The sequence below is a fragment of the Roseomonas sp. GC11 genome, assembly GCF_024437745.1.
In the GTDB taxonomy this organism is placed as follows: domain Bacteria; phylum Pseudomonadota; class Alphaproteobacteria; order Acetobacterales; family Acetobacteraceae; genus Pseudoroseomonas.
This window is the reverse complement of record NZ_JANFNY010000043.1, coordinates 1-13,183: the sequence shown is the minus strand read 5'-3', so window position 1 is coordinate 13,183 and position 13,183 is coordinate 1. Positions and strand designations below refer to the sequence as shown.

At 73.5% G+C, this 13,183-nt stretch carries 12 protein-coding genes; 3 read left to right on the top strand and 9 right to left on the bottom strand.

Annotation, left to right across the window (positions count from 1 at the left end; translation table 11 throughout):
- Positions 1-98: 98 nt before the first annotated feature.
- Both NON00_RS14325 and NON00_RS14320 read right to left on the bottom strand, forming a co-directional pair.
- Positions 99-662: a hypothetical protein gene (locus NON00_RS14325; protein WP_256022292.1), complete on the bottom strand. Its 564-nt coding sequence runs from the start codon at positions 660-662 to the stop codon at positions 99-101.
- On the bottom strand, positions 659-2,539 hold the full coding sequence (locus tag NON00_RS14320; protein ID WP_256022291.1) for a transglycosylase domain-containing protein: 1,881 nt from the start codon (positions 2,537-2,539) through the stop codon (positions 659-661). The genes NON00_RS14325 and NON00_RS14320 overlap by 4 nt, the downstream gene beginning before the upstream one ends.
- Before the next feature lie 102 nt (positions 2,540-2,641).
- Here NON00_RS14320 and NON00_RS14315 point away from each other — a divergent pair, with 102 nt between their 5' ends.
- Positions 2,642-3,277, top strand: a complete 636-nt coding sequence (locus NON00_RS14315) for a DUF4189 domain-containing protein (protein WP_256022290.1) — start codon at positions 2,642-2,644, stop codon at positions 3,275-3,277.
- A 136-nt stretch (positions 3,278-3,413) separates the two neighbouring features.
- Positions 3,414-4,748: an aspartate aminotransferase family protein gene (locus NON00_RS14310; protein ID WP_256022288.1), complete on the top strand. Its 1,335-nt coding sequence runs from the start codon at positions 3,414-3,416 to the stop codon at positions 4,746-4,748.
- A 42-nt stretch (positions 4,749-4,790) separates the two neighbouring features.
- Here the strand turns inward: NON00_RS14310 and NON00_RS14305 are convergent, their stop codons facing one another.
- Positions 4,791-5,657: a PhzF family phenazine biosynthesis protein gene (locus NON00_RS14305; protein ID WP_256022287.1), complete on the bottom strand. Its 867-nt coding sequence runs from the start codon at positions 5,655-5,657 to the stop codon at positions 4,791-4,793.
- A gap of 12 nt (positions 5,658-5,669) precedes the next feature.
- The gene (locus NON00_RS14300) at positions 5,670-5,876 is read right to left on the bottom strand and encodes a DUF1127 domain-containing protein (protein ID WP_256022285.1); all 207 of its coding nucleotides are present in this window, start codon (positions 5,874-5,876) and stop codon (positions 5,670-5,672) included.
- Between the two features lie 91 nt (positions 5,877-5,967).
- Here NON00_RS14300 and NON00_RS14295 point away from each other — a divergent pair, with 91 nt between their 5' ends.
- A complete protein-coding gene (locus NON00_RS14295; RefSeq protein ID WP_256022284.1) occupies positions 5,968-7,461 on the top strand; it encodes a PLP-dependent aminotransferase family protein in 1,494 nt (497 codons plus the stop codon).
- Positions 7,462-7,476: 15 nt separating this feature from the next.
- Here the strand turns inward: NON00_RS14295 and NON00_RS14290 are convergent, their stop codons facing one another.
- The 5 genes from NON00_RS14290 to NON00_RS14270 all read right to left on the bottom strand — a co-directional run.
- Positions 7,477-7,707, bottom strand: coding sequence for a hypothetical protein (locus NON00_RS14290; RefSeq protein ID WP_256022283.1), 231 nt, complete (start codon positions 7,705-7,707; stop codon positions 7,477-7,479).
- Positions 7,708-7,933: 226 nt separating this feature from the next.
- Positions 7,934-9,043, bottom strand: a complete 1,110-nt coding sequence (locus NON00_RS14285; RefSeq protein WP_256022282.1) for a glycosyltransferase family 4 protein — start codon at positions 9,041-9,043, stop codon at positions 7,934-7,936.
- A gap of 201 nt (positions 9,044-9,244) precedes the next feature.
- Entirely contained in the window at positions 9,245-10,888 is a 1,644-nt protein-coding gene (locus NON00_RS14280; protein ID WP_256022281.1) for a heparinase II/III family protein, read from the bottom strand.
- Positions 10,888-11,550, bottom strand: a complete 663-nt coding sequence (gene rpe, locus NON00_RS14275) for a ribulose-phosphate 3-epimerase (RefSeq protein WP_256022280.1) — start codon at positions 11,548-11,550, stop codon at positions 10,888-10,890. The genes NON00_RS14280 and rpe overlap by 1 nt, the downstream gene beginning before the upstream one ends.
- A gap of 284 nt (positions 11,551-11,834) precedes the next feature.
- Positions 11,835-13,183 (bottom strand): RsmB/NOP family class I SAM-dependent RNA methyltransferase (locus NON00_RS14270; protein WP_370688721.1); only part of this gene is annotated, 1,349 nt, incomplete at its 5' end.

Sequence of the window (13,183 nt, the reverse complement as noted above, 5' to 3'; positions counted from 1 at the left end):
CCGGACCCCGCGTTCCGTTGGTACACAACTGATGGCGGGGTCCGGGGGGACCCTGTCCCCCCGGCGGGGGTACGGGGGCGGAGCCCCCGGAACACGCCTCACACCAGCGTCACCCGGGTTTCCTCTTCCCCGCGCGCGACGCTGAGGCCGAGCGCCTCCAGGCTTTCCACCACGGCCTCGCTCGCCGCCCAGTTGGCGATGAGGGTGGCGCCATCGAGCACCAGGGCGGGCTTCACCCCGGTGGGCAGGGCACGGGCGCAGAAGGCGAGGTCGATCAGCGCCACATCCACCGCCGGGCGCGGCGGGACGATGGTGGCGGTGGCGCGCTTCTCCACCGGCAGGGGCTTGCCCGCCGCCTGGGCCAGCACCGGCCGCACCGCATCGAGGAACTTCCCCGAATCCAGCGGTGACTGCTCCGCCGGCCGGCCGATGCGCAGATAGGCACGCAGCAGCGCCTCCATATCCTTCGCCCCCTGGCTGGCGCGCTGCAGCCGCACCGCCGCCCTGTCCTCCGGCGGCAGGCTGGCGAGCACCGAATCCAGATTGGCCTGCAACACCATGAACAGGTTGTTCAGCGCATGCTGCATCGGCCGCGCCAGGGCGAAGAGATGCCCGGCGGCCTTGCTATCCGGGGCATTGCCGGCGGCGGGGGCATCGGTCATGGGCGAAGCTCCTCCAGGATGTCATGGAACAGCCGGGCCGGCAGGTTGCCGCCGCTCACGCTGTCCATCGGGCTGCCATCGTCATTGCCCAGCCAGATGCCGATGACCAGGGTGTCCGTGAAGCCGATGAACCAGGCATCGCGGAAATCCTGCGTCGTGCCGGTCTTGCCGGCCACCGCCTGCCCCGGCACGGCGGCGGCGCGGCCGGTGCCCTGGCGCACCACGGCGCCCAGCATGCGGCGCATCGCCACCACCTGCTCCGGCGCCAGCACGCGCTGCGGCGCGGTGCGCGGCACGGCCAGCACGCGCCCCTCCGCCTCCGCCCGCGCCACGCCATAGGGGGTGACGCGCCAGCCGCCATTGGCGAAGGCGGCATAGGCCGCCGTCATGTCGAGCAGCGTCACCTCCGCCGTGCCCAGCGCCAGCGAGGCATTCTCCGGGAAGCTTCCGGAAACGCCGAGGCGCCGCGCCACCTCCGCCATGGCGCGCGGGCCGCCGCCCAGCATCATCACCCGCACGGCGGCGGTGTTGACGCTGTGGGCCAGCGCCTCCTCCAGCGTGATCTCGCCGCGCGCCCGCCAGTGGCCATTGCCGGGGGACCAGCGGCCAAGCGTCAGCGGCGTGTCCGCCACCATGTCCCCCGGCGCCGCGCCATGCTCCAGCGCCGCCAGATAGGCGAAGGGCTTGAAGGCGGAACCGGGCTGCCGCCGCGCCGTGGTGGCGCGGTTGAAGGGGCTCTGCCGGTAGCCGCGCCCGCCAGCCATGGCGCGCACCGCGCCATCCTCGGCGGCGAGCACCACCACCGCCCCCTGCCCCGCATGCGCCGCCTGCCCCGGCCCGGCCAGCAGCGCCTCCAGCCGCGACTCCACCACCGCCTGCGCCCGCAGGTCCAGCGTGGTGCGCAGCACGAGATCCCCCGTGCCGGGATAATCCTCCGCCAGATCATCCTGCACCCAGTCGGCGAACCACCCGGCATCGCCGGAGGGGCGCGGCGGCAGGCGCATGCGCTCCTTCTCCTCGGCGGCGCGGCGCGGGGTGAGCAGGCCGGCATCGGCCATGGCGTCCAGCACATCGGCCCCCCGGCGCATCGCCGCATCCGGCGCGGCGCGCGGGTTGAGGCGGGAGGGCGCCTTGGGCAGCCCGGCCAGGATCGCCGCCTGCCACAGCGCCAGCCGCGCCGCCGGCACGCCGAAATAAAGCCGCGCTGCCGCATCCACCCCATAGGCCCCGGCGCCGAGATAGACGCGGTTCAGGTAGATCTCCAGCAGCTGGTCCTTGGTGAAGCGCCACTCCAGCCAGAGCGCCAGCAGCGCCTCCTGCACCTTGCGCCGCAGGTTGCGCTCCGGCGTCAGGAAGAGGTTCTTGGCCAGCTGCTGCGTCAGGGTGGAACCGCCCTGCACCACCCGCCCGGCGCGCCAGTTCGCCACCGCCGCGCGCGCCAGCCCCTGCGGGTCCAGCCCGAAATGGCTGCGGAAGCGCCGGTCCTCCACCGCCATCAGCGCGGCGGGGAGAGAGGGTGGCAGGTCGGACAGCCGCACCGTCTCGCCATAGAGGTCGCCGCTGGTGGAGAGCAGCCGGCCATCCGCCGCCTCCAGCGTGACGGAGGGGCGGCGGGTGGTGGCCAGGGCGGCCTCCGGGCGCGGCAGGTCCCAGGCGAAGAAGGCCAGCGCGCCGCCCAGCGCGAAGACGCCCCAGACCAGCAGCACCGGCAGGGCCCGCAGCACGCGGCCGAACAGCCCGCGCCGGCGCGGCGGCGGCGCGGCCTCGGGGCGGCGATCCGCCCAGCGGGAGGCAGAGCGGGTGGCGGGGCGGGTGGTGGGGCGGGCGGCGGAGGCGGGCGGGGCCGGCTGCGCCGCGCGCGCGGTGGGGCGGGCCATGCCGGGCCTATAGCACGCCCGGCCACGCCATACCCGGTGGACGGCCAGGCCCACGCCATGCAAGCTGCGCTCCCCTGTGAGACGCCAAGAGAAGAAAACGGCATGCGGCGATGGTTTTTGCTGGCTTTGCTGCCCTTGACCCTGGCCGCGGGCCCGGGCACCGCCGCGGAGCCACCGCCGGACAGCCAGGCCTGCCGGGGGCAGTGCGGCGCCACCCTGCCCCGCCGCGCCGACAACCCGCAAAGCGTGCAGACCTGCCTGATGCGCTGCCAGGCGCTGGAAGGGCGGCGCAACCTGCCCTCGCTGCGCCCACCCCCGCCGCCCCGCGCCAATGCCAGCCGGGGCGTGCCCCCCCCCGGCACGCCACTCCCCGGCGCCGCCACGACGAGCCGCGTCGGCGCCATCTACCTCGCCGCGCCGCCATCGCCCCGCTACGGGCTGGTCGCCGGGATGGACCGCATCACCGCCCACCGCCTCGCCGAAAGCCAGTGCAAGGGCACCGATGGCACGCCCTGCCGCCTGGGGCTGGAATTCCAGGACCGCTGCGGCGCCGTCGCGCAAGGGGTGACACCGCGCGGCATCATGCTGACCGACGACCCCAGCACCTACCTCGTCGTGCTCTCCACCACCGGCAGCGGGCCAACCCCCGCCGATGCCGACCGCGAGGCCCTGGCCGATTGCCGCCTCCGCCACCGCAACGCCATCTGCCGCGTCGTCGCCACGCGCTGCCAGCCGTGAGGGCAAGGAAAAGAGTTCTTTTTTGGAAAAAAGAACCAAAAAACTTTTTCAGACAGCAGGGGGGTGGGGAAGCACGGCTTGTTCGCGGGCGGGTCCTGCCGCAGGCTGCGCGGCAGATCCGGCAAAGGCGTGATCCATGAGCCACCTCGTCCATCGCAGCCTGCGGCAGGACCCGCCCCTGGCGGTTTCGGGGCAGGGCATCTGGCTCAGGGATTCGCTCGGGCGCGACGTGATCGACGGGTCAGGCGGGGCCGCGGTCGCCTGCCTGGGGCACGGCCACCCGCGCGTGGTCGAGGCCATGCGCGCGCAGATGGAACGGCTCTGCTACGCCCATACCAGCCTCTATAGCTGCGAGAGCGCGGAGGCGCTGGCGGACCATCTCGTCGGGCAGGCGCCAGGGGGCTTGACCCATGCCTATTTCGTCTCCTCGGGCAGCGAGGGCACGGAAGCGGCGCTGAAAATGGCGCGGCAGTATGTCCTGGAGATCGGCCAGCCGGAGCGCCACCGCGTCATCGCCCGGCGGCAGAGCTACCACGGCAACACACTGGGCGCGCTGGCGGCGGGCGGCAACGCCATGCGCCGCGCGCCCTATGACCCGCTGCTGGCCGGTGCCTTCAGCCATGTCTCGGCCTGCTACCCCTATCGCGGGCGGGCGGAGGGGGAGGATGATGCCGCCTATGTCGCCCGCCTCGCCGCCGAACTGGAAGAGACGTTTCAGCGCCTCGGCCCCGGCACGGTGATGGCCTTCATCGCGGAGACGGTGGTGGGGGCCACGCTGGGCTGCGTCGCCGCGCTGCCGGGCTATTTCCGGGCGATGCGCGCGGTGTGCGACCGCCACGGCGCGCTGCTGATCCTCGACGAGGTGATGTGCGGCATGGGCCGCACCGGCACGCTGCACGCCTGGGAGCAGGAGGGCATCACGCCCGACATCCAGGTGATCGCCAAGGGGCTGGGCGGCGGCTACCAGCCGATCGGCGGCATCCTGGTCTCGGGCCGGGTGGTGGCGGCGCTGCGCGACGGCTCGGGCGTGTTCAGGCACGGCCACACCTACCAGGCGCACCCCGTGGCCTGCGCCGCCGCCCTGGCCGTGCAGCAGGTGATCGCGGAGGAAGGGCTGGTGGCGCGCGTGGCGCAGCGCGGCGCCCAGCTGGAAGACGCCCTGACCCATACCCTCGGCAACCACCCGCATGTGGGCGAGATCCGTGGGCGCGGCCTGTTCTGGGCGGTGGAGCTGGTGGCCAGCCGCGCCGATAAGACGCCCTTCCCCCCTGCCCTGGCGATCCATGAGCGGGTGCGCGACGCGGCCCTGGAGGAGGGCCTCGCCTGCTACCCGATGAATGGCACGCTGGATGGCCGGCTGGGTGACCACGCGATCCTGGCGCCCCCCTACATCGCGACGGAGGAGGAGATCGCCGAGATCGCCGCCCGGTTTGGCCGCGCCGTGCGCCGCGCGGTCACCCTGACAAACTGACAAAGTCTTTTTGCTTCTTTTTCTTCAGAAAAAGAAGTTTTTTCAGTTTTCTATCACCCCTTCCATCACGGACACGCAGCTTCCCCCCACCCAGGCCCGAATTTCCCCACTGACCCGCTCCGCCCGGGCGAGCAGCAGGCTGGGCCGCCCCATCGCCTCCCCCTGGCGCACCCGGAGCGTGAGGGAATCGCCCCCCCGCCGGTGCAGCCACCACGCCGTGGCGGCGGCGGTGGCGCTGCCGGTGGCCGGGTCCTCATAGGCGCCGCGGATGAAGCAGCGGGCGTGCAGCCCCTCCGGCCCTTCCGGCACGCAGGCATAGATGGCGCGGCGCCCGGCGGGCAGGCGCAGCGCGGCGAAGGCCGCCGGGTCGGCCTGGGCGCGGCCGAGGGCACCGGTATCGCACAACTCCACCACGCAGAAGGGCAGCCCCACCGAGGGCAGGGCCGGCGGCGCCGCGATCTCCTCCGGCGCCAGGGAGAGGCAGCGGGCGATCAGCGCCGCATCGGGCACCGGCTCCAGGCTGAAGGGCTCGGGCGCCGCGAGTTCCGCCCCCACCACGGCGCCGCCCTGGCGCAGCAGCCGCACGGGCACGAGGCCCGCCTTCTCCTCAAAGGTATAGCTCTCCGCCTGCGCCGCGCCGGGGCGCCGGGCAAGCGCCACGGCGGTGCCGACATTCGGATGCCCGGCGAAGGGAATCTCCTCCTCAGGCGTGAAGATGCGCACCCGCGCCGTATGGGCCGGGTTCTCCGGCGGCAGGACGAAGGTGGTCTCGGAGTAGTTGAACTCCCGCGCGATGGCCTGCATCGCGGCATCGGAGAGGCCTTCCGCCTCCAGCACCACGGCCAGCGGGTTGCCGCCGAAGCGGGTGTCGGTGAAGACGTCGAGGGTGACGTAGCGGCGCGCGACCATGGCGGTTTTCTCTCAGTCCCAGAAGTGGCGGCAGGATTCGAAGCGGGCTTGCACCCCGGTCACGCCGATGTCGCGCAGCTGCTCGGGCGTCAGGTCGCGCAGCGCCGCGCGCGTGGCGCGGTTGCGGGCCCAGAGTTCCAGCCGGGCCAGCCACCGTTCCCAGACCGTGCGGGGGCGGCGATTGCTCTGAGGTCCAACGTAAATTGCTCCGACATACATGGTCGTACTTCCAGCGTTCCTGTCGGAGCAATTCATGGCGCGGCGCAAAAAATGCTTCAACCGGAGAATTGCACTCGGTACAATTCTCCGCATGACGGATTTCCGCCTCCTCGCCGACCGCTATGCCGCCGATCTGGCGGCGGATCTCGCCGCCGGCCGCCGCCGCCCGGGGGAGCGGCTGCCGCCCAGCCGCGACTACGCCCACCGCCAGGGCATCGCCCCCTCCACCGCCAGCCGCGTCTATGCCGAGCTGGTGCGGCGCGGCGTGGCGGTGGGGGAGGTCGGGCGCGGCACCTTCCTGCGCTCCACGGCCCTCACCGGCACCGCCCAGGGCACCACCCAGGGCACCACCGAGGGCACTCCCGGCAGCGCTGCCCACGGCGCCGCCCCTGGCGCCACCTCCACGCTGGGGGTGGCCTTTGGCAGCCCCCTCGGGGCCGCGCCCCTGCCCGCCCTGCCGGCCCGCGAGGTGGCCGGCAGCAGCGTGGTGGACCTGGAGGTGAATTTCTGCGTGCTGCCCGACCAGGCGCCGCTGCTCACCCCCGCCCTGCGCCAGCTGGCCGAGCCTCAGGCACTGACCGAAGCCCTGCAGCGCGCCGACACGCGCGGCACGCCCGAGGCCCGCGCCGCCGCCGCCCTCCTGCTGGCGCGCGGCGGCTGGCAGCCGGAGCCGGAACGCATCCTCTTCGCCGGGCGCGGGCACCAGGCACTGGCCACCGTCTTCACCGGGCTGGTGGCGCCGGGGGAGCGCATCGGCTTCGAGGCGGTGACCTACAGCATGGCCCGCAGCATGGCGCCGCGCCTCGGCCTGCAAACCGTGCCGGTGGCGATGGACGAGCACGGGATGCGGCCGGATGCGCTGCGGGCCGCCCACCGCGCGCACCCGCTGAAGCTGGTCTATGTGCAGACGGCGCTGCACAACCCGCTGGGCATGACCATGCCCGCCGCGCGCCGCGCCGAACTCGCCGCCATGCTGCGGGAGCTGGACCTCATCGCGGTGGAAGATGCCGTCTATGCCTTCCTGGAGGAGGAGGAGAGCCCGCCCCTGGCCGCCCTGGCGCCAGAGCGGGTGGTGATGGTGGACAGCCTGTCCAAGCGCGTCGCACCCGGGGTGACGCTGGGCTTCCTGGTGGTGCCGCCGGCGCTGCGGCACCGGCTGGCCCCGGCGCTCCGCCTGGGCGGGTGGATGGCCTCCGGCATCGCCCTGGCCTGCAGCACCCTCTGGATGCAGGGCGGGCAGGTGGCGGAGCTGGTCACCCGCAAGCGCGCCCATGCCCGCGCCCGCAACGCCCTGGCGCGGCGCATCCTAGCCGGCGAGGGCGGGCTGAGCCTGCGCGGCGGGCCCAATGCCTACCATCTCTGGCTGGAACTGCCCCGGCCCTGGCGGGCGGAAACCTTCGTGGCGGCGGCGGCGCGCCGGCGCATCGCCGTCTCGCCCGCGGCGGAATTCGCCGTGGGGCCAGGGCACGCGCCGGATGCCGTGCGCCTCGCCCTCGCCGCGCCGGAGGACGCCGCCCTGCGGGACGCGCTGGAGACGCTGCGCGACCTCGCCCTGGCCGGGCCGGAAGCCGGCGGGGTGGAGTGACGCCGCCGCCCGGCCTCAATGCAGCAGGAAGCGCCGGGCGATCAGCACATAGAGGAAGAAGGACAGGATGATGGCGCCCATGGCCCCCAGGTAGATCCCCTGGTCCTGCGCGCCATGGCCGTAGGAAACCAGCCCGACCAGCACCACCAGCAACGCCCGGTGGCCCCAGAGAAACGCCTGGGCCGAGCGGTTGGCCGGGGCATAGGTGATCACCCCCCGGCGTTCGAACAGCATCTTCTCGCGCATGGCACATGCCTCCCTGCCACGCCGGGAAGGCTACACCATGGTTGCGGCATGAGAACAGAAAAACACAAGGGCTTTGTTTTTAGTGAATTTTGTAAAGAATGTTCTTTTTTGAAAAAAAGAACCAAAAAACTTTTTTCAGTCAGCGTCCCGCCTCGCCGGGAAACCGCAGCAACCCGAAACAGCGTCCCGCCTCGCCGGGAGACAGCGGCAGCCTGAAAGAAAAAAATCAGAGGCCCAGCAGGTCCAGGGTGCGGCCGATGATGCGCGCCTCGTCGAAGCGCTCCACGGCGCGGGCGCGGCCCGCCGCGCCCATGCGGGCGCGCAGCGCGGCATCACCGGACAGGGCGCGCAGGGACTCGGCCAGGGGGTCCACCGTCAGGGGGGGGACCAGGAAACCCGTCTCGCCCGGCACCACCTGCTCACGCGGGCCACGGATGTCGGTCGCCACCACCGGCAGCCCGGTCAGCATCGCCTCGATGACGGACATCGGCAGGCCCTCGAAATGGCTGGGCAGGCAGAAGACATCCGCCGCCGCCAGCAGCCGCGCCACATCGGTGCGGTAGCCCAGCAGCCTCAGGCGCGGGCCAAGTTCCCGCCGGGCGCGGGCGAAATCCTCCGCCATGTCGGGGCCGTGGTCGGTGGGCAGGCGCTCCCCCACCACCCAGAGCGTGGCATCCGGCACCGCCTCCATCGCCCGCAGCAGCTCCGGGTGCCCCTTGTGCCGCACCAGGCGCGAGACGATGACGACGACGCATTCCCCCTCCGCCGCGCCCAGCTCCGCCCGCAGCGCGGCGCGCGCCGCCGGATCGGGGCGGAAGCGCGCCGGGTCCCGCCCATTGCCAATGCCCACCGCCCCGCGCGCGATGCCAAGGCGCCGGGCATCCGCCGCCTCCTCCTCGCTGACCGTCAGGAAGACATCGGTGGCCCGCCCGCCCAGCCATTCCAGCCCGAGCGACAGGCCCCGCCGCCACCCCGGCCCCGGCTGGTTGAACAGGAAGCCATGGCCGGTATAGGCGATGCGCGGCACCCCCGCCGCCTTCGCCGCCGCCCGCGCCAGCAGGCCGGAAATCGGCATATGCGCGTGGACGAGGTCGAACCCCTCCTCCCGGAACACCCGCAGCAGCGCGGCAAAGGCCCGCGCCTGCGCCAGCGGGTTCAGGCTGCGCGCCATCGGCACCGGAATGATGCGGAACCCCTCCGCCCGCGGCACGTCGAGCAAAGGCCCCTCGGCACAAAGCCCGACCACCTCATGCCCCCGGTCCCGCGCCCCGCGCATGACCGGCAGCACGAAGTGCCGCATGGCGAAATCCACATTGCAAACCTGCGCCACCTTCATTTTTTTCCAGCTGCCGTTTCTTTCAGCTGCCGCTCAGGGCCAAGACGACGGGTGCTCTCCCGCACCGGGGCGCTCGGGCCCCAGGGAGCAGACCGGCGGGAGCAGGGAGGGCTGGCGCCCGCGGTGCAACGGGTACCACCGGCGCCACGCCCGCCTTCCCGCGCCCCACCTCCCAACCCGGGAGCGGCAGCCCGAAAAAAATCAATCGTCGGGGTTGGAGGGGTTGGGGAGGTTGACGCGGCTCAGGGCCCACTGGACGGAGGGGGTTCCCGGCTCGGCGGTGAGGACGACCTGGGAGGTGCGGCGGGGTTCGCCGGCCATGAAGACGCTTTCCTCCACCGCGAGGCGGGCGCGGCTGGCGCGCAGGCGCCAGGAGGCGCCGGAGGGCAGGCGGAGCAGGACGGCATTGTCCTCCTGCTGCGGGCTGGCCACCACGCCGGGGTGGAGGTGGAAGCGCACGACATAGGCGGGGATCTCCTCCGCCTCGACGGAATCCTCACCGCGCAGGTCGTCGCCCGATTCGGAGAGGTAGAGGCGGCGGCGGTGCAGCGCGCCGAAGCCGCGCTTGTAGCCGTCATGGCTGGAGTCGAGCCATTGCGCGCCATTGGCTTCCTGGCGCTCGGCCTCCACCGATTCGGGGCGGCGGCCGAGGCCTTCCTCGCGCAGCTCGCTGCTGTTCGTCTCGTCGAGGATGAGGGTGGAATGCGCGGCGGTGGCGCGCAGCGCGTCGCGCCACGCGCCTTCGGCGGCCGGGGCGGCGCCGCAATTGACGATCAGCCGGTCCCGCCCCACCGACATCTCGAAGGCGAGGGTGCCGGCATGGTGGAAACGGTCCGGCTGGCGCGGCAGCCCGCCGCTGCCGGCGGTGGCGCGGCCCTCGGGCGGCGGGCCGCAATCGACGATGACCAGGGTGCGCCCGGCCTGGAGGCGCTGGAACCCGGCCTCGGGCAGGATCAGGGGGGCGCGGCCGCGCGCCTGGCCCTGGGTCAGCACGAGGTCCACCAGGGCGGCGCCCTCGTCGCGCGTGCCGTTGAACAGGGCGAGGCCACCATCGCCATGGCGGAAGAGGCGCAGCGCCGGGGCGGCGCGGTCCAGCGCCAGGGCGAGGTGCGGCGGCGCCTCCAGCCCGGCGCCGTGCAGCAGGTTGCGGATCTCGATCAGGTCCTGCACGGCAAGCAGGAGCTGGCCCGGGCTGCGCTCGACATGGGCGCCATCGGGCAGGATCTGGCGCTCGATCTCCTGCGGCAGGACGCGCAGGCAGCGGGCGACCCAGGATTCCTCCCCGAGTGCCACGGAAGCGGCGAGGGCCCCCTTCAGCGCGGCGAGGCCGCCGCGGTGCCGCGCCTCGGCCGGCAGGGTGGCGACGAGCAGCCGCGCATCCTGCGCCAGCCGCACCATGAGGGCGCGGCGGAAGCCATCCTCGGCGGTGGCGGCCAGGAAGTCCCAGTGGCCGAGCCAGGCGGAGAGGCGGGCGCCCGCCACCTCCGGCGCGGCGGCGATGGGCTGCTCACAGCCCTGGGCCAGCCAGTCGGCCGTCAGGTCGCGGGCGCGCAGGCGGGCGCCATCGGTGCCGAGGGCGCGCAGGTCGCGCAGCCAGGAAAAGCCATGGACGGCGGCGCGCCAGACGGCGGAGCCGCTGCCCTCCCCCCAGCCCTGGCCGCCTTCCTCGGCGGGGGAGAGCGGGCGGGTGGTGCCGCAGACCTCGCATTCCCCGCGCAGCAGGCGGTGGCCGCGCGTCGCGTCGCCGGGCCAGAGGTCGCGGAAGGCACGGGCCGGGGCTTCCGGCACCTTGACCGGCCGCAGACCGGCGATGACCTTGCGGGCGCCGCGCAGCCATTCCGACATCAGCCGGCGCCTCCGCGCAGGGTCTTGATGGCCTGGGCATAATCGGGCGCGCCGAAGACCGCCGTGCCGGCCACCAGCACATCGGCGCCGGCGGCGATGCAGGCGGGGGCGGTCTTCGCCGTCACCCCGCCATCGACCTGGAGGGCGATGTCGCGGCCGGTGGCGTCGATCATGCGGCGCAGGGTGGCGATCTTGGGCAACTGGCTCTCGATGAAGCTCTGCCCGCCGAAGCCCGGGTTCACCGTCATCACCAGGATGAGGTCCACGAGGTCCAGCACCGGCTCGATGGCGGCGGCGGGGGTGCCCGGGTTCAGCACCACGCCGGGCGAGACGCCAAGGGCGCGGATGGCCTGGAGCGAGCGGTGCAGATGCGGGCCCGCCTCCCCATGCAGGCTGATGCGCTCCGCCCCCGCTTCCGCGAAGGCGGCGAGGTAGGGATCGACGGGGGCGATCATCAGGTGGACATCGAAGCACATCCGGCTGTGGCGGCGCAGGGCCTTCACCACGGCGGGGCCGAAGCTGATGTTGGGCACGAAGTGCCCATCCATGATGTCCAGGTGGAGCCAGTCGGCACCGGCGGCGTCGATGGCGGCGACTTCCTCGCCCAGCCGCGCGAAATCGGCGGCCAGCAGGGACGGAGCGATTTTGACCGGGCGTGTCACGAGTATCGTTATGCCTTTTGGCCAGAAGCGGGACAAGCTGCGCCAGGAGGGGGAGAGTCAGAAATGGTAAGGATTTAGCCGGGCGCCTCGCGCGCAGGAAATGAAATTTCCTTCCTGCGGTTCGCCACAGAGGCGAATGCATCAATTCGAGACGCGCGAGGCCGTGCAGAACTCGCCATTTCGGTTTTTCCCCCATGTTTGGTTCCCCCCGGGCGGCGGGGTCCGGGGGGACCCTGTCCCCCCGGCGGAGGGGTTTGGGGAGGCGGAGCCTCCCCAAGAGGGTGTTATCCGGCGCGGAAGCGGGCGACGAAGAAGCCGTCCATCCCGCCCTGCTCGCCCCAGAGATCGGGGCGTGTGCGCAGCCATCCCTGCGGCGACAGCGCGTGTTCCAGCCCAGGCACTTCCTCCGGCCGGATGGGGTCTGGCAGCAGCCCGGCGGGCGGCTGCGCGGCCTGGGCCTCGCCTTCTTCCGGCTGGAGCGAGCAGGTGGCGAAGACGAGGCGCCCGCCCGGTGCCAGCAGCCGCGCGGCGGCGGCGAAAAGCTGGCGCTGGAGTCCGGCCAGGGTGGCGATATCCCCCGGCCGCTTCAGATGCGGCACGTCCGGGTGGCGCCGCATGGTCCCGGTGGCGCTGCATGGCGCGTCGAGCAGGATGGCGTCGAAGCGCGTGCCCGGCTCCCATTCGGCGATATCGGCCTGGACGGCTTCGACCTCCAGCCCGAGGCGGGCCATGTTCTCGCGCAGGCGGGCGAGGCGGGTGGCGTCGCGTTCCACCGCCGTGACGCGGGCGCCGGCGGCGGCGAGCTGCGCCGTCTTGCCACCGGGCGCGGCGCAGAGATCGGCCACGCGCATCCCCGGTGCCACGCCGAGCAGCCGGGCCGGCAGGGCGGCGGCGGCATCCTGCGCCCAGGCCGCGCCTTCGATGAAGCAGGGCAGTTCGGTGATGCGGGTGCCGGCGGGGAAGCGGGCGGTGCCGGTGGGCAGCATCAGCGCGCCCTCGGGCGCGGGGGTGCCGGGCTTCAGCGAGAGGTCGAGCGGCGCCGGCAGGCGGTGGGCGCGGGCGATGGCGCGCACCGCCGGGCCATAGGCGCCATGCCAGGCGGACCAGAGCCAGCCGGGGGTGTCCAGCCGCTCGCCATCCAGCTCCTCCAGCGCGGCGGGGCCGGCGGCGGCGACCTTGCGCAGCACGGCGTTGACCAGCCCGGCGAAGGGGCGCGGCACGAGGTCCACGCAGCTCGCCACCGCCGCGTGGGGGGGCGTGTCGAGCAGCAGCAGCTCGGCGGCGCCGATGCGCAGGGCCTGGGTCACCTCCGGCGGCGGCTCGCGGCGCAGGGAGGGTTCCAGCACGGCATCGAGGCTGCCCAGGCGGCGCAGCACGGCGGCGGCGATGCGGTGGGCGGCGGCACGGTCGCGCGCCTCGGCGGGGGGCAGGGCGTCCAGCGCCTCCTCCAGCCCGCGGTGGCGCTCCAGCACGGCGGTCAGCAGGGCGAGGGCGGCGGCGCGCGTCGGGTTGCGCGGCGGGCGGCCGCCAGCCCCTCCCCCGCCGGGATTCCCCCCACCGGGGCCACGGCCACCGCCCCGGCCCGATCCGCCATGGCCCGCGGGGCCGCCCCGGCCGCCACCGCCCCGCGGGC

Bases quoted from the DNA above. Each gene is read 5' to 3' on its own strand.
- NON00_RS14300 (WP_256022285.1), bottom strand. From the start codon at position 5,876: ATGTATGTCGGAGCAATTTACGTTGGACCTCAGAGCAATCGCCGCCCC.
- NON00_RS14290 (WP_256022283.1), bottom strand. From the start codon at position 7,707: ATGCGCGAGAAGATGCTGTTCGAACGCCGGGGGGTGATCACCTATGCC.
- NON00_RS14310 (WP_256022288.1), top strand. From the start codon at position 3,414: ATGAGCCACCTCGTCCATCGCAGCCTGCGGCAGGACCCGCCCCTGGCG.
- NON00_RS14320 (WP_256022291.1), bottom strand. From the start codon at position 2,539: ATGGCCCGCCCCACCGCGCGCGCGGCGCAGCCGGCCCCGCCCGCCTCC.
- NON00_RS14325 (WP_256022292.1), bottom strand. From the start codon at position 662: ATGACCGATGCCCCCGCCGCCGGCAATGCCCCGGATAGCAAGGCCGCC.
- NON00_RS14315 (WP_256022290.1), top strand. From the start codon at position 2,642: ATGCGGCGATGGTTTTTGCTGGCTTTGCTGCCCTTGACCCTGGCCGCG.
- NON00_RS14280 (WP_256022281.1), bottom strand. From the start codon at position 10,888: ATGTCGGAATGGCTGCGCGGCGCCCGCAAGGTCATCGCCGGTCTGCGG.
- NON00_RS14295 (WP_256022284.1), top strand. From the start codon at position 5,968: ATGACGGATTTCCGCCTCCTCGCCGACCGCTATGCCGCCGATCTGGCG.
- NON00_RS14305 (WP_256022287.1), bottom strand. From the start codon at position 5,657: ATGGTCGCGCGCCGCTACGTCACCCTCGACGTCTTCACCGACACCCGC.
- NON00_RS14285 (WP_256022282.1), bottom strand. From the start codon at position 9,043: ATGAAGGTGGCGCAGGTTTGCAATGTGGATTTCGCCATGCGGCACTTC.